Source organism: Catellatospora sp. KI3 (assembly GCF_029948125.1).
GTDB lineage: Bacteria > Actinomycetota > Actinomycetes > Mycobacteriales > Micromonosporaceae > Catellatospora.
Genome location: NZ_JASAMB010000003.1, coordinates 367,887 through 391,640, shown reverse-complemented (window position 1 = coordinate 391,640; position 23,754 = coordinate 367,887). Strand labels below are relative to the sequence as shown.

At 72.8% G+C, this 23,754-nt stretch carries 15 protein-coding genes; 14 read left to right on the top strand and 1 reads right to left on the bottom strand.

All coding sequences use genetic code 11. The annotated features are described in order from the left end of the window. Positions 1 to 117 precede the first annotated feature (117 nt). The 3 genes from QEZ54_RS08215 to QEZ54_RS36360 all read left to right on the top strand — a co-directional run bounded on the left by QEZ54_RS08215 (position 118) and on the right by QEZ54_RS36360 (position 5,350). A complete protein-coding gene (locus tag QEZ54_RS08215) occupies positions 118 to 1,578 on the top strand; it encodes a condensation domain-containing protein (RefSeq protein ID WP_281303881.1) in 1,461 nt (486 codons plus the stop codon). Positions 1,579 to 1,767: 189 nt separating this feature from the next. Continuing rightward, positions 1,768 to 3,720 carry a toprim domain-containing protein gene (locus tag QEZ54_RS08210; protein ID WP_281303880.1) on the top strand — a complete coding sequence of 651 codons (1,953 nt, stop codon included), beginning with the start codon at positions 1,768 to 1,770 and terminating at the stop codon, positions 3,718 to 3,720. A gap of 52 nt (positions 3,721 to 3,772) precedes the next feature. After that, the gene (locus QEZ54_RS36360; RefSeq protein WP_348650522.1) at positions 3,773 to 5,350 is read left to right on the top strand and encodes a SigE family RNA polymerase sigma factor; all 1,578 of its coding nucleotides are present in this window, start codon (positions 3,773 to 3,775) and stop codon (positions 5,348 to 5,350) included. An 83-nt stretch (positions 5,351 to 5,433) separates the two neighbouring features. Here QEZ54_RS36360 and QEZ54_RS08200 read toward each other — a convergent pair whose 3' ends face one another. Next, on the bottom strand, positions 5,434 to 6,096 hold the full coding sequence (locus QEZ54_RS08200; protein WP_281303879.1) for a Type 1 glutamine amidotransferase-like domain-containing protein: 663 nt from the start codon (positions 6,094 to 6,096) through the stop codon (positions 5,434 to 5,436). A 231-nt stretch (positions 6,097 to 6,327) separates the two neighbouring features. On the opposite strand from QEZ54_RS08200, the gene QEZ54_RS08195 reads away from it, so the two are divergent. The 11 genes from QEZ54_RS08195 to QEZ54_RS08145 all read left to right on the top strand — a co-directional run bounded on the left by QEZ54_RS08195 (position 6,328) and on the right by QEZ54_RS08145 (position 23,750). Further along, positions 6,328 to 7,638 carry an RICIN domain-containing protein gene (locus QEZ54_RS08195; RefSeq protein WP_281303878.1) on the top strand — a complete coding sequence of 437 codons (1,311 nt, stop codon included), beginning with the start codon at positions 6,328 to 6,330 and terminating at the stop codon, positions 7,636 to 7,638. Positions 7,639 to 7,755: 117 nt separating this feature from the next. Then, a complete protein-coding gene (locus QEZ54_RS08190; RefSeq protein ID WP_281303877.1) occupies positions 7,756 to 9,225 on the top strand; it encodes an RICIN domain-containing protein in 1,470 nt (489 codons plus the stop codon). 215 nt (positions 9,226 to 9,440) lie between these two features. Next, complete coding sequence (locus QEZ54_RS08185; protein WP_281303876.1) at positions 9,441 to 12,050, top strand: glycoside hydrolase family 97 protein; 2,610 nt, start codon at positions 9,441 to 9,443, stop codon at positions 12,048 to 12,050. A 97-nt stretch (positions 12,051 to 12,147) separates the two neighbouring features. Beyond that, positions 12,148 to 12,582: a YbjN domain-containing protein gene (locus tag QEZ54_RS08180; protein WP_281303875.1), complete on the top strand. Its 435-nt coding sequence runs from the start codon at positions 12,148 to 12,150 to the stop codon at positions 12,580 to 12,582. Beyond that, positions 12,579 to 14,360 carry an HSP90 family protein gene (locus QEZ54_RS08175; RefSeq protein WP_281303874.1) on the top strand — a complete coding sequence of 594 codons (1,782 nt, stop codon included), beginning with the start codon at positions 12,579 to 12,581 and terminating at the stop codon, positions 14,358 to 14,360. Before QEZ54_RS08180 ends, QEZ54_RS08175 begins: the two co-directional genes overlap by 4 nt. Beyond that, positions 14,357 to 15,925 carry a YbjN domain-containing protein gene (locus tag QEZ54_RS08170; protein ID WP_281303873.1) on the top strand — a complete coding sequence of 523 codons (1,569 nt, stop codon included), beginning with the start codon at positions 14,357 to 14,359 and terminating at the stop codon, positions 15,923 to 15,925. The genes QEZ54_RS08175 and QEZ54_RS08170 overlap by 4 nt, the downstream gene beginning before the upstream one ends. A 132-nt stretch (positions 15,926 to 16,057) precedes the next feature. Next, positions 16,058 to 17,056 carry a cellulose binding domain-containing protein gene (locus QEZ54_RS08165; RefSeq protein ID WP_281303872.1) on the top strand — a complete coding sequence of 333 codons (999 nt, stop codon included), beginning with the start codon at positions 16,058 to 16,060 and terminating at the stop codon, positions 17,054 to 17,056. Positions 17,057 to 17,159: 103 nt separating this feature from the next. Further along, positions 17,160 to 17,768, top strand: coding sequence for a phosphoribosylanthranilate isomerase (locus QEZ54_RS08160; RefSeq protein ID WP_281303871.1), 609 nt, complete (start codon positions 17,160 to 17,162; stop codon positions 17,766 to 17,768). A 168-nt stretch (positions 17,769 to 17,936) separates the two neighbouring features. Beyond that, positions 17,937 to 20,795, top strand: a complete 2,859-nt coding sequence (locus QEZ54_RS08155; protein ID WP_281303870.1) for an MXAN_6230/SCO0854 family RING domain-containing protein — start codon at positions 17,937 to 17,939, stop codon at positions 20,793 to 20,795. 230 nt (positions 20,796 to 21,025) lie between these two features. Beyond that, on the top strand, positions 21,026 to 22,558 hold the full coding sequence (rox, locus tag QEZ54_RS08150; RefSeq protein ID WP_281303869.1) for a rifampin monooxygenase: 1,533 nt from the start codon (positions 21,026 to 21,028) through the stop codon (positions 22,556 to 22,558). Between the two features lie 121 nt (positions 22,559 to 22,679). After that, entirely contained in the window at positions 22,680 to 23,750 is a 1,071-nt protein-coding gene (locus QEZ54_RS08145) for a glycosyl hydrolase family 18 protein (protein ID WP_281303868.1), read from the top strand. Positions 23,751 to 23,754 lie beyond the last annotated feature (4 nt).

Below are 23,754 nucleotides of genomic sequence, written 5' to 3'. Positions count from 1 at the left end.
CGGCGGGGATCGGCATCTCGCCCGCGGTGACGTCACGAGTCTGCATCCGGGGCCGTCGATGAGGGATCGGCCGAACGGAGGAAAGCGCTTTCCATCGTGCCGCCCTAACCTGTGGTGATGTCCGTCGATGGGCACCACCTCGCCGCCACGACGCCCGTCCCGCTCGCGGCGACCTGGTCCGCCACCCAGGTGCACGCCCCGTTCGCCGGGCCCCCCGACCCCGGCGCCCCGCTCACCTGGGGCCAGCGGGCGCTGTGGATCGCCATCCGCCGCCACGGCGCCAGCCACGCCATGTTCAGCCTGCGCCGGGTCGTCGCCGCACCCCGCCGGAGCCCGTTGGACGCGCCGTCGGCGCTGCGCGCCATCGGCGCGCTGCTCTCCCGGCACACCTCACTGCGCACCCGCGTCCGCGCGGTGGACGGCGAGCTGCGCCAGGTCGTGGCCGAGCAGGGCGAACAGCCCGTCCTGCTGATCCCGACGGGACCGGTCCCCGACGACGACGGCGCGCAACTGGCCCAGCAGGTGGCCGCCGACCTGGCGGGCACGCCGTTCGAGCACGACCAGGAGTGGCCGCAGCGGTTCGCGCTGCTGCTCAGTGGCGAGCGGGTGTGCCGGATCGTCGTGGTGTTCAGCCACACCACCGTCGACTTCCGGGCCGCCGAACTCATCCTGCGGGACCTGCGGCTGCTGCTGGTGCGCGGCACGGTGCCGACGCCGCCACCGGCCCAGTCGGCCGACATCGCCCGGCTCGAGCAGAGCGAACGGCATCAGCGGCGCTGCCGGCGCGCGGTCGGGCACTGGCTCGACAGCACCCGGCGCCTGCCCGCCGACACGCTGCCCGCCGTCGGCGCCGCCCAGTCGCCGCGCTTCCGCCGCTGCGTGCTCACCTCCCAGGCCGCCGACACCGCGGCGCGCGCCATCGCCCACCGCGAACAGGTCTCCAGCTCGACCGTGCTGCTCACTGCGGTCGCGGGCGTGGTCGCGGCGTGGTCGGGCCAGGACACCTGCGGGATCTACACGATGGTCAACAACCGGTCCGCCGACGACTACCGCGAGGCGATCTCGAAGCTCAACCAGCTCGGCCTGCTGGTGGTCGACCTGGCCGACCGGCCGACGTTCACCGCGGCGCTGCCCCGGGTCTGGCACGCGGCGCTGGAGGCGTACCGGCACGCCTACTACGACCCGGAGCAGATGGCGCAGGCGCACGAGGAGGCGGGCCTGCCGTACGCGACCGGCGTCAACAGGCACTGCTACTTCAACGACATCCGCCTGGCGCCGGAGTCCGGGCCCGGTGCCGAGTTCGATCCGAACGGCCTGCGCGCGGCGCTGGCGGCCACGACGTTCGCCGTGGCGGAGGGGCTGGAGACGTTCACCTGGCTGATGCGGGTCGAGATCATCGACGCGCCGGGCGGGATCGGCCTGGCGATCACCGGGGACACTGCCTACCTGCCGCCCGAGGCTGCCGAACGCTTCCTCCGGGACCTGGAGCGGCTGCTGGTCGACGCGGCGCTCGCCGAGCTGCCCTGGCCCTGGGCGCCAGGCCCTGACCGGCAGGAGCGCCTCGCGGCGCGGCGTTGACGCCGCTCACAACCCGGGTCGGATGCCCGGACAGCCGACCGCCGTGGCGAGCCCTCAACGCGTCGCGTTCTGCCGAGGACGGCAGGGTTACGGCTGCGTGGGCCTGGCGGGCGCGATGACGCCCGCGACGGCACCGCGCGCCGGCGGCGAGCCGGGTGTCCTGTCGGTCGGCTCGATAGAATGCGGAGGGTGGCCAACGGCGACGAGAGAGCGACCGCACGGATGCGCCCGCCCAGCCAGGCGCTGCTGCACGACGCCATGCTCACGCTGCAACTGGCGATAGCCGACCTCGACAGTCCCCCGGCCTGGCATCGCCTGCTCGACGTGGCCGCCCGCCACCGCGGGCGGGGCGCCAGAAACGCCCTGCTGATCGCGCGACAGCGACCAGACGCCACCGAACTGGCCACGCATGACCGGTGGCGGGCGCGCGGCGCCCGCGTGCGCCGTGGCGAGCGCGGTCTGATGCTGCTCGCCCCGCTGGACGGCACGGGCGACGCCTTCGACGTCGTCAGGGTCTTCGACGTCGCCCAGACCGACGCGGTGCCCGCACCTCGGCGGCCTTCGCACGACCTGGTGCCGGTCGTGGCGGCGCTCGCCGCGCTGGCCGGTGAGGCCGGGCTGACCGTCCGGTTGCGACAGGGGCTGCACAGCGCGGTGCGGGCGGACAGGGACCGTGTCGAACTCGCCGCCGAGCTGCCGCTGTCGGCCGCAGCAGGCCTGCTGGTCGCTCAGCTGGCCCTGCCCGTGCTGCCTGACGGTCCGGCCCGCAGTGTGCAGGCCTCGGCGGTCGCCCATGTCGTCGCCAGGCGATTCGGGCTGCAGCCGGTCGACGCCCCGGTTCCGCAGCCGCGCCAGTGGGCCGTGGTGCGCGCGGGGACGACCGCAGATCTGCTGATGGAGACCATCGCGGTGATCATCCGCAGCGCTGACGCCGTGACGGCGCGGCTGGAGCGGGCGCTTGCCCGATCGGCCGCCTCGGGCACGGTCCCGACCCAGCGGCCTGGCGGACGGCGCACCCTGCCGCGGCAGCGACCCGCCCCGGTGCTCGACGCCGGACCCGATGCCGACCAGGGCGACCAGGCCGCGCTGTACGCCGTCAACGCCGCCGCGGCGGCCTTCTACGCCAGCAAGCTGGCTCCAAGCCGAGCCGCGGCGGCCTATCTCCGGTCGCGGGGCATCACCGCCGCGGCCGATCCCGACAGCAGCTGGCAGCTCGGCGTCGCCCCGGCCGGGGGCGACGTCCTGCTCCGGCATCTGCGTTCGCTCGGCTTCACCGACCGGGTCATGCTCGACGCCGGCCTGGTCGCCGCCAGTGAGCTGCACGGGCGCGGCTTGTACGACGTGTTCCGCGACCGCCTGGTCTTCCCCGTCCACGCCCCTGACGGCCGGATCGCCGGGTTCACCGGCCGGGACCTGTCGGGGCGCAGCAGAGCCAAGTTCTACAACACGCCCCAGACGCCGATCTTCCACAAGGGCGAGCTGCTCTACGGGCTCGCGCCGCAGCTGCGCGGCCGGCGCACCCCGACCCGGTTCCTCGTCGTGGAAGGGCCGACCGACGCCATCGCCGCGCACCTGGCATACCGCAGCGCCGCCGGGAGCACCGTCGTGGTGGCGCCGGGCGGCACCGCGTTCACGTCGGCGCAGCTCGCGCTGCTTGCCGCCGCGGCGGGTGCCGACACGTCCTTGGTCATGTGCTTCGACGCCGACCCGGCGGGCGTGAAGGCACTGGAGCGGGCCTACCCGCTGGCCATGAGCTGGCCGCACGGCAGGGTCCTGGGCACCGGACCCGAGGGGTTCAAGGACATCGCCGAGCTGCTGGCCGCGCGCGGTGCCCAGGCGGCCGGGCGGGACCTGCTCGCCGCCGAGCGGCCGCTGGCGCTGCTCGGGGTGGAGCGGGCACTGGACCGGGCGTTTCCTGACGGTTTCCACGCCGACTGGCCGGAGGCGCGGGTGCGGGCCAACCGGATCGTCGCGCCGTACCTGCTGGACGCGGTGCGGCATGGCGACGTCGACCTGCTGCTGGCGTCGGTGGCGGCGCGGCTGCGCGTGGCGCCGCACGAGATCAGCCAGGGCGTGGTCCAGCACTTCGAGGACGTACCACCGGAGTCCGGGTCGCGAACCGCCGGGAAAATCACCTCCTGACGATCACCAACCCGCGCGGGGCCAGCCGCGTGTGGGGGGCGGAGGTTTTCACATGGACAGATACGACGGGTTCCACGAGTTCGTGGTGGCCAGGGGCGGCGCGCTGTCGCGTACCGCGTTCCTGCTGGCAGGCGAGCACCACGCGGCCGAGGATCTGGTGCAGACGGCACTGGCCAGGGCGGCCGCGCGGTGGCGGCAGATCGTCGCCCACGGCGAGCCCGAGGCGTACATACGCCGGATCATGGTCAATGAGCGGATCACCTGGTGGCGCCGCCGCCCGGCCCGCCCGGTCGCCGACGTGCCCGAACAGGCGGGCCCGAACGAGCAGCACCGCATCGTGGAGCGGATCGCCGTCGGCCAGGCGCTGGACACGCTGAGCCCGCGCCAGCGCGCGGTCGTGGTGCTGCGCTTCTACGAGGACCTGTCCGAAGCCGACACGGCGGCGGCCATGGGCTGCTCGATCGGCACCGTCAAGAGCCAGACCCACGTGGCGCTGAACCACCTGCGGCGCGCATTGCCGCTGTACGCCGAGCAGGCCGGCCAGTACGCCGACGCCGACGCGGCGATGGCCACGGCCCGCCGGCGCCGGGTACGCCGGGTGGCGGCCACCGCCGCGCTGGTGGTGCTGCCGCTGCTGGCCGCCGCGGCGGTGTTCACGACGCGGCAGGCGTCGCCGCCACCGGCCGTACCCGCCCCGGCCTCACCCTCGCCGACGGCCAGTCCGCTGCCGACCGCACCGGCGGCACCCGCGCTGCCCAAGGCACTCCCGCCGCCCGGACAGGCGCTGCCCAGGCTGCCCGCCGATCGCGGGGTGGGCGAGGGGTCGCTGCTGCGGGCGCAGATGTTCGCCGACGGCGGCACGAACCTGCAGCTGGCCACCGCGTCGGGCTGGTACGGCCTGCGGATCCCGACGAAGGCGCCGAACCTGCTCCTGTCCCCCGGCGGCCGCTGGCTGGCGTGGGGCTACAACGACGGCCGCACGGTGCTGCGGGACCTGACCGGCACGACACAGCGGACGCTGCCCGACTTCCCCATCGCGTTCGCCCCGGGCGACCGGTGGGTGGTGATCCCCGGCTATCCCGCACCGCGTCTGATCTCGCTGTCGGACTTCACGTCGACCCCGATCGAGGCCGCCCGTCGCATGTGGTCCGATCTCTACGGGGTACTGGACACCGGCGAGGTCCTGCTCGGCGATGGTGTGAAGCCGCGTGCGCAGCAGATCGGCCTGGTCGTGCTCGACCCGCGTACCGGCCGGTCCCACCGGGTGCAGGTCGACCTGGCCGCGGTGCTGCACGAGGGGCAGGACGTGCTCGAATTCGACGTGCGTCCTCGGGTGGCACCGATCACCGACCGCTCCGCGGCAGTGCTGGCCCAGGGGCGGTCGGGCTTCACCTGGGTCGAGTTCTCCCTGGTCGACGGCACGGTCCTGAGGCACGTCGAGCAGGCCGCGCAGGCTCCGTCCACGACCGCCCTGCCGGTCGCCTACGTGCGGGACCGCGACCAGCTGTGGCACGACCAGGGCGTACTGCGCCGCACCGGGCCCAGCGGCGACGCTGCGGCGCTCGCCCTGGCACTGGACGGCTTCGCCACGTACCTCGGCGGCTGCCGACGTGAGGTGCCGTACCCGTAGTGACCCGTCCGGGTGGCCGACCGCCGGTGCTGCGGTCGGCCACCCGGGACGACGGGCCGGGCCGCGACGTCACGCCGGGCGGCCTACGACCCCAGCTTCGTCCACTGTCCTTCTGAGACCACCTCGACGGTGCCGTCGACGACCTTGATGGCTGTCTGCTCGTCGATGGCGTAGGCCGGAACGCCGAGGTCGGCGGCCCACCGCTGCGCGTCGGCCAGGGTGTTCGTCGGGAACGCGTCCAGGTGCGGGAAGATCGAGAAGTCGACGACACCCAGCGTGCGGTCGTCCGGCGCGGACGGCCACTCGACGAAGTACGCGCCGATGCGGGGCGTCATCACCATGCTGCCGGCGCTCACGCCCACCCAGACCAGGTCGGGCAGTGACGGCAGCAGCTCGGCCAGCCCGGACTCCCGCATCCAGTGGCACAGGTACGTCGCGTCGCCGCCGTCGACCAGGAGCACGTCGGCCTCCCGCACCCAGGGGACCCAGCGCTGCGCGCCGATGGTGGGCAGCGCGGTGAGTTCGAGGACACCGAGCGAGCCCCAGCCCAGGCCGGACAGGTGCCGCCAGGTGGGCTCGGCGGCCACCATGCCCCGGACCGAGTCGGGACCGCACATCGGGTGTCCCCACTGCGCCGTCGGGACGCACAGGGCCCGGCACTCGGCTATCGGCTTGCCGAGGAGGTCCACGAGCGCCGATTGGATGCTCGGGTTGGTGACCCCGCCCGACGTGAGCAAGAGTTTCAAGATCCCTCCCAGGTCTTACGCGGGCGGCGAACACGCCTTAGACCGGCAGCCGCGCTGGGGCTCAGCGTAGTTCGGCCAGCCGCCGCCGACGCCCTCAGGTCGGCCGGTATTGACAGCCTTGCCGGTGTTGCCCAGACTGCGCAGAAGAAATGTTTGCGCTAACATCCCGAAACATCGATGTCTCGTGCGACTCCACGCGGGACCCCGCCCCATCGACCCAGGAGATCAGCTGTGGACAGAAAGCTCAAGGCCAGACGCTGGGTGGCCCGACTCAGCCTCGCGGTGCTCACCGCCGTCGGCACCGCGGCGGTCGTCGCGTCACCGGCACAAGCCGCCCCCGGCTACGTCTACACCACGTTCAAGGGAGACGCCGCCGCCGACCAGGAACTCTGGGTCTACTCGTCGACCGACGGCACGAACTTCGGCGTGCTGGCCGACACCAACTACCGCGGCCCGTCCGGCGTACTGCGCGATCCCAGCATCATCGCGCACAACGGGCTCTACTACATCGCCTACACCGTCCAGTCGTGGACCACGAACTCGACGTACTTCAACATCGCCTCCAGCCCCGACCTGGTCAACTGGGTCCACGTGGCCAGTGTCGACTCCGGCGTCGCCGGCACCCGGTTCACCTGGGCGCCCGAGTTCTACGTCGAGGACGGCGTCGTCCGGGTCATCGTGAGCATCGCCCAGACGACGTGCTCCGACTGCTTCCGCCCCTACGTCTTCACCGCCCAGAACGCCGCGCTGACCTCCTGGAGCGGACCGGCGCAGATGGGCGGCCTCGGCTTCAACCACATCGACACGTACGTGGTGAAGTCGGGCAGCACCTACCACGCCTTCACCAAGAACGAGACCTCCAAGTACATCGAGCACTGGACCAGCACTGGCCTCACCAGCGGGTGGAGCAGCCAGGGCCAGCTGTGGAGCTCGGGGTACGAGGGACCGGCCGTGCTCCGGATGGGTGACGGCTCCTGGCGCATCTGGATCGACAAGTACACCAACGGCGGCATATGGACCGCCACCAGCGCCAACCTGAACTCCTGGTCGGGCCTCAGCCAGATCAACTGCTCCGGCTGCCGCCACGGCACGATCCTGCCGGTGGCCGACGTGCCCGGCGCCGCCCCCGCCTACCGCGTGACCAACCGCAACAGCGGCAAGGTGCTGGACGTGGTCTCGGCCTCCACCGCGAACAACGCCGAGGTCAAGCAGTGGACCTGGAACAGCGGCGGCAACCAGCGGTGGCAGTTCCAGGACGCGGGCGGCGGCTACTTCCGCATCGTCAACCAGAACAGCGGCAAGTGCCTGGACGTGTCGAGCGCCTCCACCGCCGACGGGGCCAACATCATCCAGTACACCTGCGGCGGCGGCACCAACCAGCAGTGGCAGTGGCAGGCCGCCGGGAGCTACTTCCGGCTCGTGGCCCGGCACAGCGGCAAGTGCCTCGACGTCGTCAACTCCGGCACCGGCGACGGCGCGGACGTCCAGCAGTACACCTGCGGCAGCGGCAACAACCAGCAGTGGAGCCACACCCTGGCCTGAGCCCGGCCCGCAGGTCGCATCCGACCCCATGAACCGGAGCTCGAAACCTAGAGATCGGACATTTCCATGGCACAGATCAATCCACCCGATGTTTACGTAACCATGCCGGTACGGCGCGTGTCGTCGCCGCGTCGGCTGCTGACCCTGCTGACGGTGGCCGCGCTCACCGCGCTGGCCGGCCTCGTCGTCTCCGCGTCGCCGGCCAGCGCCGCCACCCGCCAGTTCCGGGGCATGAACTGGGCCGTGCTGGGCGACAACTTCAGCACCGGCACGCTGGTCGTGCAGGGCCTGAGCCAGTCCGACAGCAACGCGACGGTACGGGCCAAGGCCAACGCCCTCTACGACGACATGGCCGCCACCATGGGCGTCAACACCGTCCGGCTGCCCATCAACACCCACACCGTGGCCAACACGGCCTGGTGGAGCGCCTACCGCGGCGCCATCGACGCGGCCACCGAGCGCGGATTCAAGGTCATCCTCGCCTACTGGGAGGACGGCGCCGCCTCCGGCGGCAAGATCACGAACCTCACCGCCTGGAACGCGATGTGGTCCACGGTCATCAGCGCGTACGCGTCGAACGGCAACGTCTACTTCGAGCCGATGAACGAGCCGCACGGCTACACCTCGGCGGACTGGCGCAACGTCGCGGCGAACTGGCTCGGCGCCCACCCCTCGGCGGTGCCCGGCCGGGTGCTGATCGGCGGCACCGGTTACAGCCAGGACCTGCGCGACGTCTGCAACGACAGCCGCTTCAACGCCACGCTGCTGTCGTTCCACCACTACGCCTTCTTCTACAGCGCCATGACCTACGACGCCTTCCGCAGCCACATCCAGACCCGGCTGGGCAACTGCGCCGCCCGCGCGGTGGCCACCGAGTTCGGCGCCCCGATGGCCACCGGACTCAACTACGGCGACGCGAACAGCACCGACAACTTCGTCCGCCACATCCGCGCCATGGCTCAGGTCATGCGGGACAACCAGATGGGCGGCACCTACTGGCCCGCCCTCGGCGGCAAGCCGACCGGCACCTCCGGTTACGACCACTACTCGATGTTCGCCCTCAGCGGCAGCGGCACCGCCCTCAACCTGACCGTCCGCAACACCTCCGGCGCCGACCGGATCCGGTACGCCTGGGGCGACACCGTCGGCGACACCACCCCGACGCCGACCACGTACTACCGGATCAACGTGCGCCACAGCGGCAAGGCCATGGACGTCCAGGCACCGAACACCGACAACGGGGCGCGCGTCGGGCAGTACACCTACAACGGCAACGCGTGGCAGCAGTGGCAGTTCCAGGACGCCGGCAGCGGCTACTGGCGCATCGTCAGCCGGCACAGCGGAAAGTGCCTCGACGTGGCGAGCGCCTCCACCGCCGACGGAGCCGAGCTCATCCAGTACACCTGCGGCAGCGGCACCAACCAGCAGTTCCAGCTGGTCGCCAACGGCAGCTACCTCGAGCTGCGGCCACGGCACAGCGGCAAGTGCGTGGACGTTCCGGCCGCCTCCACTGCGGACGGTGTGATCCTCAAGCAGTACCCGTGCAACGGCGGCACCAACCAGCAATGGTCCCGCACAGCCGTCTGACCCTCCCTTCGTGACCGCGCCCGCGGGGCGCCATGAGCGGCCGCAGTTTCGGGGAAAGTGCACGAATCAGGTCCAAGATTCCAGCACTTTCCATGAAACTGCGGCAGACATCGACGCTTGGCACTTGTTTGATGTTGTTGAGGTGTGGTGGGATTGGGGGCGCATCTGACGCACGTCTCGGCGGACGTGTGACCGTCATCGACCAAGGAGACGGCATGATCCGCCGCAGGCTCCGCGCGTACGTCGCGCTGCTCACCACCCTCGCCGCGAGCACGACCGCGGTCGCCCTCACCCCCACCGCCGCGACAGCCGCCACGACGTGGACGGTCACCGGGCCCGCCGGAGTGGTCTCCGCGCAGGTCACGCTGGACGGCGGGGTGCTCAGCTTCGGCGCGTCGAGCCGGGGCAGCGCCGTGCTGCTGCCCTCGCCCATCGGCATCGAGACCGCCGCCGCAGACCTCACCCGCAACCTGGCGTTCACCGCGCGCGCCGACCAGTCGGTCACCGAGTCGTACACGATGCCGACCGGCAAGAAGCGCAGCCGGCAGACCACCTACACGCAGACGACGCTGTCGTTCACGGGCACGGGCGGCGCCCGGCTCGACGTCGTGGTGCGGGTGTCCGACGCCGGGGCCGCCTACCGCTACCTGCTGCCCGGCAGCGGCTCGGTCACCGTACGCCGGGAGGCCTCGTCCTGGGCCCTGCCCACCTCGGCACCGGCCTGGCTGGTCCCACCGCACAGCGAGGACCAGGGGGTATGGTTCGAGACGACGGCAGGCGCCGCCGCCTCCGACAACTACGGCGTGCCGGCCCTGTTCGACGTGGGCGGCGTATTCGCCCTGCTCGCCGAGTCCGACCTGGACGGGCGGTACGCGTCGAGCGCGCTGTCGCACCAGGCCGGCTCCGGCACGTACACCACCTCGATCACCGCGGCACCGGTCACCGCGACCCTGCCGCTGGCGACGCCGTGGCGCACCGCGGCGATCGGCGACCTGAAGACGGTCACCGAGTCGACCATCGTCGACGACCTCGCCAGCCCGGCGAAGTTCACCGACACCTCGTGGGTGAAGCCCGGCACGGTGGCCTGGTCCTGGCTGACCGAGCACGCCAGCCCGGCCGACGCCGCCCGGCAGCGGCAGTACGTCGACTTCGCCCAGCGCAACGGCTGGAGCTACGTCCTCATCGACGAGGGCTGGCAGTCGAGCTGGCTGCCGGGCGTGGTCGCCTACGCCCGGGACCGGGGCGTGGGGGTGATCGTCTGGTTCAACTCGGCCGACCTGCAGACCGCCCAGCAGCGCGAGGCGTGGCTGCCACTGGTCAAGAGCTGGGGCGTCGCCGGGGTGAAGATCGACTTCAGCTACCAGTTCACCCAGCCTACGCTGAAGTGGTATGACGCCGTGCTCGCCCGCACGGCCGAGCTGAAGCTGATGGCCAACTTCCACGGCAGCGCCACGCCGCGCGGCATGCAGCGCACCTGGCCCCACGTCATGACGGCGGAGGCCGTCTTCGGCGCCGAGCAGCAGCAGAACCGGGCCGCGCTCAACACGATCCTCCCGTTCACCCGCAACGCCATCGCCAGCATGGACTTCACCCCCGTCACCTTCAGCGTCAACCGCGACACCACCGACGCGCACGAGCTGGCCACCGCGGTCGTCTTCGAGTCGGGCTGGCAGCACGACGCCGACAACCCGGCCAGCTACGAGGCCCGCCCCGAGGCGCTGCGCATCCTCAACCAGCTCCCCACGGCCTGGGACGAGACCCGGCTGCTCGGCGGCCGCCCCAACCGGGAGGCCTACCTCGCCCGGCGCGGCGGCGCGAAGTGGTACGTCGGCGGCGTCTCCGCCCTGGCCGCGAAGACGTTCCAGACCCCGCTCGCCTTCCTCGGCGCCGGCCAGTGGCTCGCCGAGACGGTCCGGGACGGCTCCGGCGGCCTGCTGCGGGAGGTCCGGGTCGTCACCAGCGCGACCACGCTGTCCGTGCCGCTGGCGACCCGGGGCGGCTTCGCCACCGTGCTCTGCCCGTACACCGCCGGGATGCTGAGCTGCGGCACCGGCGACCCGGGCGGCATCCTCAAGGGCCAGGAGTCGGGCATCTGCGCCGACGTCCCCAACAACAGCCAGGCCAACGGCACAGCCGTGGTCCTGTGGGACTGCCACGGCGGCGCGAACCAGAGGTGGACGGTGAACCCGGCGGGCCAGCTGCTCGTCTACGGCACCAAGTGCCTCACCGCCGCCGGGAGCACCGACGGCTCCGCCGTGCAGATCAACGACTGCACCACGGCCACCACCAGGCAGTGGACCGTCAACTCCGACGGATCGGTCGTCAACGCGGCCTCCGGCAAGTGCCTCGACGCGTACGCCAACGGCACGAACAACGGCACCGCCCTGGTCCTGTGGACCTGCAACGGCGGCCCGAACCAGAAGTGGTACCGCAGCAGCACCCCGGCCCTCCTCAAGGGCGTCGCTTCGGGGCGCTGCGTCGACGTGCCCAACAGCAGCCAGGCCAACGGCACCCGGCCCGCGCTGTGGGACTGCCACCCCGCCATGAACCAGACCTGGACCTCCACCGCCGCCAACCAGCTGCGGGTGTTCGACGGCAAGTGCCTTGAGGCGGCCGGCGGTGCCACCGGGGACGGCACCCCGGTGCAGATCTTCGACTGCAACGGCTCGACCGGGCAGCAGTGGCGGGTCCGCTCCAACGGCTGGGTCGTCGGCGTCGCCTCCGGCAAGTGCCTGGACGCGTACGACAACGGCACGGCCAACGGCACCCAGCTGATCCTGTGGCCCTGCGGGCCCGGCGGCAACCAGAAATGGGGCCGCGCCTGACGGTCGGAGCGTCGGCGCCGAAATGGACCGGCCGGTTGTCAGCGTCGGCTGATACGGTCGCGGCCTTGCCTGACATCAGGAACAGGAGCCGAGTTTCATGCCATCCGACGGCGAGGTGCAGACCCTCGTGCCGCTGACCAACGATCTGATCGCGGCCGTGCTGAGCACCCGCGGCTACAACTTCAGCACCGACGACGACGGCGACATCGGCGGAGTGTGGAACGACAACGTCGTCTACTTCCTGCGGCAGGGCGCGACCGGCGAGGCCCTCCAGGTGCGGACCATCGTGGCGACCGGTTTCACGGTCGACGACGTGCCCCGGCTGTACGCGTTCTGCAACGAGTGGAACCACGACCGGCTGTGGCCCAAGGCGTACGTGCACGTCAACGACGACGGCACGGCCCGGGTCGTCGGCGAGGTCATGGCCGACCTCTCCCGCGGCGTGTCGCATCCGCAACTGGACCAGATCATCCGGTGCGGGATCTCCACCGGCAGCCAGCTCGCCGAGGCCGCCGCGGAGCTGGCGGCGTGACCGAGCACCGCTTCCAGGTCGATCTGCGCGGCGTCGTCGACCTGCTCAGCCACCACCTGTACGCGAGCCCGCGCGTCTACGTCCGCGAGCTGCTGCAGAACGCCGCCGACGCGATCACGGCGCGGCGCGTCCAGGACCCCGGCGCCCCCGCGGGCCGGGTGGTCATCGAGCCGCTGCCCGACGGTGCGCTGCGCGTGACCGACAACGGCATCGGCCTGACCGAGGAGGAGGTGCACACGTTCCTCGCCAGCGTCGGCCGCACGTCCAAACGCGACGACCTGGGCTTCGCCCGGCAGGACTTCCTCGGCCAGTTCGGCATCGGGCTGCTGTCGTGCTTCATGGTGGCCGACGCCATCGAGGTGGTGTCCCGCTCGGCCAAGGGCGGGCCCGCGGTGCGCTGGACCGGCTTCGCCGAGGGGCGGTACAGCGTCGACGCCGCCGACGGCGGCGCCGACATCGGCACCACGGTCACGCTGCGCCCGCGCCCCGGTGCCGGGCACTGGCTCACCGCGACGGCGGTGCGCGAGCTCGCGTCGTCGTACGGTCAGCTGCTCGACGTCGAGGTGACGGTGGGCGGCGCGCGGATCACGGAGCCGCAGGCTCCGTGGGAGGTGGCCCACGACGATCCCGAGGTCCGCCGAACGGCGCTGCTCGACTACGGCGCCCGGGTGCTCGGCAGCCGCCCGATGGAGGTCATCGACCTGAACGTGCCCGAGGCGGGCCTGCGCGGCGTCGGTTTCGTGCTCGCCTCCCCGGCGGCGGTGGGCCAGGGCGGGCACCGCGTCTACCTCAAGCGGATGCTGCTCAGCGAGGACACCTCGAAGCTGGTGCCCGAGTGGGCGTTCTTCGTCCGGTGCGTGGTCGACACGAGCATGCTGCGCCCGACCGCCAGCCGCGAGTCGCTGTACGAGGACGACCTGCTCTCCTCGGTCCGCGAGGCGCTCGGCGGGCAGATCCGCGACTGGCTGCTCGACCTGTCGGTCAACGACCCGGACCGGCTGTCCAGGTTCCTTCGCGTGCACCATCTCGGCGTCAAGGCCCTCGCCGTCCGCGATGACGAGATGCTGCGCCTGGTCGACGCGTGGCTGCCGTTCGAGACGAGCCACGGCACGATGGCGCTGCGCACGTTCCGCCAGGGCCGGTCGATGATCCGGTACGTCGAGACCGTCGACGAGTTCCGGTCGCTGGCCGCGATCGCGAGCGCGGCCGGGACGCCGATCGTCAACGCCGGCTACGCCTACGACACCCAGATCCTGGAGCGGCTGTCCCACGTGGAGCCGCAGGCGCGGGTGCGCCGGCTCGACCCGGGTGAGCTGGCCGCCAAGCTGGAGCCGCTCCCGCCGGGCCAGTCGGAGGCGGTCGCGCCGTTCCTGGAGACCGCCCGCGCCGTGCTGCGCGAGCTGGACTGCGTGCCGCTGATCCGCCAGTTCGACCCGGTGACCATGCCCGCCCTGTACGTGGTCAGCCAGCAGGCCCGCACCCAGGACACGGTGCGGCGCAGCATCGACGCCGCCGACGAGCTGTGGTCCGACGTGCTGTCGGCGTTCGACGAAGTGACGGTGGAGCACCGGCCGGAGCTGGTGCTCAACTGGCGGCACCCGCTGATCCGCAAGCTGGCGTCGTACCCGCCCGGCCCGGCACTGCGGCACGCGGTGGAGGCGCTGTACGGGCAGGCGCTGCTGGCCGGGCACCACCCGCTGCGCGCGGTCGACACCGCCGCGCTGAACCGCTCGTTCCTTTCCCTGCTCGACCGCGCCTTTCCTACGGAGAACGCATGACCAGCCTGCCCGACCTGCGCGACGCCCTCGACGAGGCCGAAGCGATGCCGTACGGCGACGGCAAGATCGCCGAGCTGGAGCGCATCGCCGCGCACGCCGACGCCGCCGGCGACGTCCGGCTGGGCTACGACGCCCGCATCGAGCTGATCGAGACGTACGGCAACCACACCGAGCGGTGGCGTTTGCTGCCGGCGTTCGGCTGGTGCCTGGCCGCGTTCGACCGCGATCCGTCCATGTTCGACGACGGCGACGCCGAGCTGCTGCGCTGGTTCCACAAGTGGGCGGTGGCGACGCTGCGCAACACGCCCCGGGTCGGCCTGGCGCAGACCGTCGCCGCGCTGGACGACATGGAGCGGCGCTTCCGCGCCGGCGGCCACAGCCTGCAGGCGGTCTACAACCTGCGCTGCCGCATCGCCGACCACCTCGGCGACCAGGCCGAGGCCCGCCGCTGGTTCGACCAGTGGCGCACGGCCGAGCGCGACGAGAACAGCGACTGCGCCGGCTGCGACCCGTCGCGGCAGGCCGACCTGCTCGCCGGGTGGGGCGAGTGGGAGCGGGCGCTGGACACCGTCGAGCCGGTGCTGACTGGGGTGCTCGGCTGCGCCGAGCAGCCGGAGAAGGCACTGGTCGTGGCGCAGATGGCGTACCTGCGGCTAGGCCGCTACGACGAGGCGGCGCGGGCGCACGTGCGCTCGTACCGGGTGCACCGGCACGAGCGCGACGCGTTCCCGTTCCTGGGTGAGCACATCCGCTTCTGCGCGCTGACCGGCCACACCGAGCGTGGGCTCGACATCCTCGCCGAGCACCTGAGCTGGCTGGACCGGCCCTACGACGAGGCGTCGGCGATGGACTTCGCGGCGGCGGGGGCGCTGGTCTGCCGGCTCGCGGGCGACACCGACCGCGTCATACACCGGCCGTCCTTCGACAGCCGGGCCGAAGCCGACCTGACCGTGGCGCAGCTCGGCGCCGACCTGGCGGCGCAGGCGCGCGAGATCGCGGACCGGTTCGACGCCCGCAACGGCACCGACCACCAGTCGCGCCGGATCGCCGAGCTGCTGGCGCAGACGCCGATCACCGACGGGGTCGAGCTGCCGCCGGACCGGCCGGCCTCGACCTGGGACGCGGAGGCCGGGCTGCCGCCGGAGGGCCGCGAGGAGCTGGTCGAGCCGCTGAGCGTGCAGGCCGTCACCGCGGTCCTGGACGACCGCGGGGACCGCTACCGCGTCGACGAGGACGGCACGGTCAGCGGCCAGTGGGGCGACGGCATGTTCACGTTCGACCGGGCGGGCGAGCGCGGCGAGGTCCTGGTCGTGCGGGTGGTCGCCGAGCGGACGCTGCCCGCCGACCGGCTCATGGAGGCTTACGCGTTCTGCAACGCCTGGAACCACGACCGGGTGCTGCCGAAGGCGTACGTGCACGACACCGGCAGGGGTGAGCTGCTCCTGGCCGGTGAGACCATCACCGATCTGGAGCACGGCGTGGCCGCGCCCCAGCTGGCGGTGCTCCTGCACGGGGCGATCATGACCGGGGTGCAGTTCGCTGCCGAGGCGGCCGAGCTGCCCTGACGGCTGCGGTCCGACCGGCCCGGTGCGGCGTTCCCGCCGCACCGGGCCGGTCGGCGGCACGGCGTCGGTGAGGTGTCCAACGCTGTCCAAGCACGGCGGATTTCGCGGCTCCGTGGATGCACCATCGCGCTCATGAATGCTCGCTTCCCCTTGCGCCTGCTCGGCGTGGCCACGGCGGTCGTGGTCACCGCCGCCGTCGCGGCCGGGCCGGCCGTCGCGGCCACGCCGCTGCCCACGCCCGGGACACCGGTCGCCACCCAGGTCACCCAGGTCAGCATCACGATCACCTGGGCCGCGTCCGCCGGCCCGGTGCAGGACTACACCGTCCAGGTCATCGACGGCCCGCTGGTCCCCTGGTACGACCTGGCCCACAGCGCGACCACGTCGTTCACCCACACCGGGCTCACCCCCGACAAGGTGTACGAGTACCGCGTCATCGCCAACGCCCGGGCCGGCTCGGGCTACACCGCGAGCAGCCCGTCGGCCTACATCTTCGTGACCACGGCCCCGCTGCCCGATGCGGTCCCGCCGACCAAGCCGGCCACGCCGATCGCGCACTCGGTGAGCACGATCGCCGCGGCGATCAACACCAACGGCTCCACCGACAACAACCGCGTCGCCGGATACTGGGTGCAGCGACAGGTCAACGGCGTGTGGACGGACTGGGCCACGAACAACATCGGCACCATCTACCTCTACAACCTGACACCGAGCACGACGTACACGGTGGTGGTGATCGCCTTCGACCCCAACGGCAACCGGTCGGTGCGCTCCGACCCGGTCACGTTCACCACCAGGGCGCTGCAGCCCGCACCGACCTGCCGGCCCTCCATCATCAGCTACGGCACGCAGCTCACGGTGACGGTGACCGTGGAGAACATGACGGCGGCGACGGTGCTGCAGAACTGGACGGTCACGTTCACGCTGCCGACCGCGCAGACGGTGCTCGGCGCCTTCAACGCGACCGTGACCCGGACGGGCGAGCAGGCGACGGCGACCCCGGCGTTCTACATCGCCACCATCAAGCCGGGCGGGTCCGCCACCTTCGGCTTCAGCGTGGCGACGCCCACCGGATCGCCGCTGCCGAGCAACTTCGCGCTCAACGGCACGACCGCCTGCACCGCGGCCTGACCCGGCGCGGTCCGGCCCCGCGGCGGTCGGGCGGACGGGGCGGGTCCGCCCGGTCCGCCCGACCGAGGCGGGCCGGGCACCGGGCTGATCTATCGTGTTCGACATGTTCGTGAAGGTGTGCGGGGTCCGGACCGAGGCCGACGTCGCGACGGTGGTCGCCGCCGGGGCAGACGCGGTCGGGTTCGTGCTGACCGACAGTGTCCGCCGGGTCGACCCCGGCCAGGCCAGGCTCCTCACGGCCGGGGTCCCGCCGGCGGTGCTCACGGTCGGCGTCGTCCACGGCGTCGCGGCCGCCGAGGCGGCCCGGCTCGCCGTCGCGGCCGGGGTCCGGGCCCTGCAGCTGCACGGGGACTACTCGCGGTCGGCGTTCGAGGAGCTGGCCGGGCTGCCCTTCCAGCTGATCCGGGCGACGACCCTGCGCGCCGACACCGACGTGCGGGTCGGCGCGTACGGCGAGGAGCTGCTGCTGCTCGACTCGCCGGTCGCGGGGTCCGGCGAGCGCTGGGACCTGTCGCTGCTCGGCGCGGCCCCGCCGCAGGGCAGGTGGCTGCTCGCGGGCGGTCTGAGCCCGGACAACGTCGCCGACGCGATCGTCGCGGCCCGGCCGTGGGGCGTGGACGTCTCCAGCGGAGTCGAGGCGTCGCGGGGTGTGAAGGACCACGACCTGATCCGCCGGTTCGTCGCGACGGCCCGGTCGGCCGCTCCGCAATAAACCGGGTGGCAGCGGGCAGGGCGGCCGTCGTAGCATCGGCGGGCCGGGTCGGCTCCCAGGTGCGCTTCCTTCTCTCCCACTTCTTGGACCGAAATTAGCGTTCCGACTCACCGACCCGGCTTTTCCGCGCCGATGCCCGGCGTGCCCTCGGCAGCCGGAGGATTCTGCATGGACGCGCTCGCCACCGTCACGCTGCGCCGTGCGGGTGTGGTCGCGCTGCCCGCGCCGACCGGGTCCGGGCCCGCGGTGGACGGCGCGGCATGGGTGCGCGCGTTCGAGGTCGACCTCGCCGCCCGGGGCTGGCTGCTGGCCGCGCCGCTGCGGGACCGGTTCGTCCAGCTGGACGCGGCGACCCGGGTGCGCTGGGCCGACTGGGTGTGCGCGGTGGCCGACGAGGCCGTCGGCGCCGACCGTACGCACGTTCCGCTGTTCCGCAGCTTCCCCGACATCCCGGCCGAGCCCGACGCGCTGTTCGTCGACCGGCTGCTGGTGCACTTCTTCCAGGCGGACGCGGCACCGTGCGTGCTGTGCGGCACCGCCGGCTCGGTCCGGATGCTCGATCCGTGCGGGCATGCCGTCTGCCAGGAGTGCTTCGATCCCGCCGAATTCTCCGCCTGCGCGGTCTGCGGACGACGGCTCACCTCGATCAGCCCGTACGTGCTGGTCACGGAGCCCGATCCCGCCACGGCCGGGGAACCGCTGCGGCTGCGGCTCATCACCGTGGACGAGGACTCGGACACCACCGCGGTGCGGCTGCGCGACGACCTCGTCGCCCGGACCAGCGCCCTGGGCACGGCGGACCTGGCCGACCTGTTCACTCTGGTGGCGGCGACCGCGCCGGGCCGGCTGGACTGGCTGCCCGAGCAGGTTCCGGCCCGCGAGACCCTGGCCGCGGTCGTCGCGTGGGCGCTGCACGCGAGCACGCTCACCGGCTCGTACCCGCAGGTGCTGGCTGAGGCGGCGGCGCGCTGGTCGACCGTCACCGACATCGCCCGGACGCTGTGGGCGTACTCCGGCGGCGACGCCGGTCTGGTGCTGCCCCGCAAGCCGGAGGCGGACGGGCCGCTGGAGGCGTACCGCCCGGCGGACGAGCCGCGGCTCACCGTGGCCGCGCCGAGGGTGCGGGCGCTGCCGCGACCGCTGCGCCGGGCCGTGCTGACCCGCGTCGAGAGGCTCGACCCGGCCACGGCCGCCGAGGACATGGCCCGCCATCCGGTGGTGTGGAAGCGGCTGGCCGAGCGGCTGCACCCGTACGAGCACGTCGCCGCGCACCCGCAGGCGGCGGCGGTGTTCGCGACCCTGCGCGCGACGCGCGCCCCGGCCGCGAGCCCGCTCGGGCTCGCCGTCATCGCGTCGGCCGCGCGCCGCCCCGAGCGGTTCGTCCTGTCCGAGCACCCCGACGGCACGGTGTCGGTGCGCGTGCGCACGTTCGCCGCGCTGGTCGAGGAGGCCGTGGCCGACGGCGACGCGTCGGCCGCAGCGGGGCTGCTGGCGCAGCGACCCGGGGACCTCTGGCGGCGGGCCGACCACCTGCTGCGCCTGGCCGGCGACGGCGCCGCGACGCGGCGCACGGTCGTCGAGGCGCTGGCGCACACGGCGGCCCGGGTGTCGCCGAACGTGCTGGCGGCGGCCGCCAGCGCGCTGCACGGCCGCGATGCCACCAAGGCCGTCATCACCGAGGCGGCCGCAGCGGTGTCCGCACCCGGGCCGGTCGCGGCGGCGGTCGGCGCCGCCGGTACGGCCGAGGTCGGCGTGATCGGCGCCGCGCTGCGCCGGGCCTTCGGTGTCGTCGTGCGTACCCCCGTCCGGTCCGCACCGCCCTCAGCCGCACGCGGACCGGAGATCGGCACGCCGCGGCGCACGTTCTTCCCCAAGGGCGACGTGGTGCGCACCTGGACCGCGCCGGAGCAGCGCGTCCCGCTGCCCGCCGACGTGATCACCCAGGTCCGCGCGATCGCGGACACCGAGCTGGCCGCCCGCGCCCGGGGGCTCGACCGGTTCGACGCCGCCGTGCTGGACGCCGCGCTGGCGGGCGTACCGGCGCCGACCCGTGAGCGCGCCGGGTCCGCGCAGCTGGCCGGCTGGCCGCGGGGCAGCGTTCGTACGCTCGCCGACGCGGCGGTGCTGCGGCTGTTCCTGCACTGGGTCGACAGCCGTAAGCACCGGGTCGACCTCGACCTGTCCTGCGGCTTCTACGACGAGCAGTGGGCCCCGGTCGGCTACTGCGACTTCACCCGCCTGCGGTTCAAGCACACCGCCGCGGTCCACTCCGGTGACCTCACCTCCGCCCCGGCGCCGCTGGGCGCCACCGAGTACCTCGACCTGCACCGGGACGCGCTCATCGGGGCGGGCGTCCGCTGGGCCGTGCCGGTGGTGCTGAGCTACAACGACGTGCCGTTCGAGCTGCTCGACGCCGCGTTCGCCGGGTTCTCGCTGCCGGTCCAGGGCAGCCGCCGCTTCGACGCGGCGCGGGTCATGCAGAAGTTCGGCCTGCGCGGCGACGCGAAGTCGCTGGCACCGCTGATCCTCGACGTCGCCGCGGGCGAGGTGATGTGGATCGACGTGAGCCTGTCCACCAAGGGGTACGGCCACAGCATCGGTGCGCACAGCGCCCGGCTCGGCCGCGTCGCCGCCGACGTGTGGGAGCACTTCCGCGGCGGCAGCCGCGCGTCCCTGCTCGACGTCGCGGCCTGGCACGCCGCGGCCCGCGCCGACCGCGTATACGTGGTGCACGCCGACGGCACCGCCACCGCCGTCGAGGCCGCCGATCCGGCCGCGGCGGTCGCCGCGATCCGCGCGGCGGCGGCCGCGCCGACCGGCGGCGCCGCACCCGAGACCCTGGGCCGCGTGTTCGCCGCCACGCAGGACGCGGGACGGCTGGCGGCGATCGCGGGCGGCGAGGTGGCGGAAGGCTCGGCGGCGCTGCTCGTCGACGGCGAGCCCGGCACGCGCTGGCACCGCATCACCGCTGCCGACCTGCTGGCGGGCCTGCCGGCGCGGCCGAACGCGGATACGCCGTCTGCCTGAGGCCCCGTCGCCGCGCGGGGTGCCCCGGCGGTGGTGCTCACACCGGCGCCAAAGCACTGGACGGATGAGGCTCGGGCTTGTAGCTTGCAGCTGACCGTGACATCGCCCGAGGAGGTGAGACCCATGAACGCTGTACCGATGTGGGTGCTCCCCCTTGCCGTCACGGCCGGGCGACTGACGTAGGTGTCGCCGGGAGCGCCGCCGACAAGGCCTCCCGAAAGGCAACACCCATGCACTCTCCACAGGTCACCACCGAGCGGTCCGCAACCGATGCGCTCGGACGCGACCCCTTCCACGCGCTCCCGGCGCCTGGACTCCCCGCTGACAGCACGCCCCCCGCGTTCGACGTGATCATCGTCGGGTGCGGGCCGACCGGCGCGATGCTCGCCGCCGAACTGCGGCTGCACGACGTGCGGGTGCTCGTGCTGGAGCAGGAGACCGAGCCCGCGTCGTTCGTCCGCATCGTCGGTCTGCACATCCGCAGCATCGAGCTGATGGCGATGCGCGGGCTGCTGGAGCGCCTCCTCGAACACGGAAGGCGGCGCCCGGCCAGCGCCTTCTTCGCCGCCATCGAGAAGCCCGCGCCCGCGGACCTGGACTCGCCGTACGCCTATCTGCTGGGCATTCCGCAGCCGGTCATCGTGCAGCAGCTCGAAGACCATGCGACCGCGCTGGGTGCGCAGGTCCGGCACGGCTGCGCGGTGGCCGGTCTGGAGCAGGACGACGAGGGCGTGACCATCGAGCTGGCCGACGGGCAGCGGCTGCGCTCGCGGTACCTGGTCGGCTGCGACGGCGCACGCAGCACGGTGCGCAAACTGCTCGGCGTCGACTTCCCCGGCGAGCCCTCGCGCAACGACACGCTGATGGGCGAGATGCAAGCGGGGGCACCGCCGGAGGAGATCGCCGCCAAGGTCGCCGAGGTGCGCGAGACCGACAAGCGCTTCATCCTCACCCCCTTCGGCCCGGACGTCTACCGGGTCATCATCCCCGCTGCCGGGGTCAGCGATCGCGCGCAGCCGCCCACGATCGAGGACTTCCGGCACCAGTTGCGGGTCGTCGCCGGAACGGACTTCGGCGTCCACTCCCCGCGCTGGCTGTCCCGCTTCGGGGACGCCACCCGGTTGGCCGAGCGCTACCGGGTCGGGCGGGTGCTGCTGGCCGGCGACGCGGCGCACATCCATCCGCCCATCGGCGGGCAGGGGCTCAACCTGGGCGTCCAGGACGCGTTCAACCTCGGCTGGAAACTGGCCGCGCAGGTACGCGGCTGGGCACCGGACTCCCTGCTGGACACCTACCAGGCCGAACGTCAGCCGGTCGCCGCGGCCGTGCTCGACAACACCCGCGCCCAGCTGGAACTGCTGTCCACCGAACCGGGCCCGCAGGCGGTGCGCAGGCTGCTCACCGAACTGATGGACTTCGACGTGGTCAACCGCCACCTGCTGGAGAAGATCACCGCCATCGGCGTCCGCTACGACCTCGGGGCCGGCCACGACCTGCTCGGCCGCCGCCTGCCCGACCTCGATGTCGAACCGGGCAACCTCTACGGTCTGCTGCACCACGGCCGCGGCATGCTGCTGGACCGCACGAAGCGGCTGACCGTCGGCGGCTGGGCGGACCGGGTCGACTACCTCGGGGACGCCACCGCGGCACTGGACGCTGCATGCGTGCTGCTGCGCCCCGACGGCCATGTCGCCTGGATCGGCGACGACCAGCAGGACCTGGACGACCATCTCTCCCGCTGGTTCGGCAAGCCCGCCGACTGATCTCGCTCGAACCGAGAAGCCGCGTCGGCATGGCGGTTTCCGCCATGCCGACGTTCTCCGCTCGACGGGCTGGGGCCAAGCCATCGGCGGGAACTGCTCAGCCCGCTGCTACGGTGCCAGGATGATCACGGAGCGGACGGTACTGGGCGCCTACTTCCACGGCACGGATGAGGCGTACCGGGTCGACGCCAGGGCCGCCGGCCTGCTCACCCACGTCTTCTACGCGTTCGCCACGATCGAGGACGGGCAGCCGGTGCTGCCGTCGCGGGCGCCCGAGCACCTCGCGACCCTGGCCGAGCTCAAGCGGGCCAACCCCCGCCTGCGCGTCGTGCTCTCCGTCGGCGGCTGGGGCGCCGACGGCTTCTCCGACGCGGCGCTCACGCCCGGCTCGCGGGCCGCGTTCGCGGCCCGGTGCCTGGATCTGGCGGTGGACTTCGACGGGTTGGACCTGGACTGGGAGTTCCCCGTCGCGGGCGGCCCGGCCGAGGTGGTCCACCGGCCCGAGGACCGCGCCAACCTCACCCTGCTGGCGCGGGAGCTGCGTCGCGAGCTGGGCCCGGACCGGCTGCTGACCGCCGCCCTTCCGGCCGGTCGGCTGCAGGCAGCGGGCCCGTACGACCCGGCGGACAGTTACGAGCTCGCCGCACTCGCCGAGGTCCTGGACTTCGTCAACCTGATGACCTACGACTTCGGGACCGGCTTCTCGCCGGTCGCCACGTTCAACGCGCCGCTGGCCGAGGTGGCGCAGGATCCGCTCGCGCCTGAACTGCGGCGCTGGAACCACGTCACCGGTGCGGTCGAGTACTTCGAGAGCCACGGGGTGCCCCGGGACAAGCTCGTGCTCGGCGTGCCCTTCTACGGCCGCGGCTTCCATGTCGCCGCAGCCGGTGAGCAGGCCGGGCTGTACCAACCGCAGGTCGGCGACTATTACGCCGGCGACTGGCGCGACATCCGGCGCGACCTGCTGGCGGATCCGGCCTGGCAGGTCCACCGCCATCCGGTGGCCCGCTCGCCGTGGCTGTTCCATCCCGGCACCCAGACGTTCGTGAGCTACGAGGACGCCGACTCCATCCAGGAGCGATCCGCGTACGCCGCACGCGCCGGCCTGCGCGGCGCGTTCACCTGGCACCTGGCCGGTGACGACGACGAGAACACGCTGCTCGCCGCGATGACCCGCCCGTTCCAGCCCTGAACTC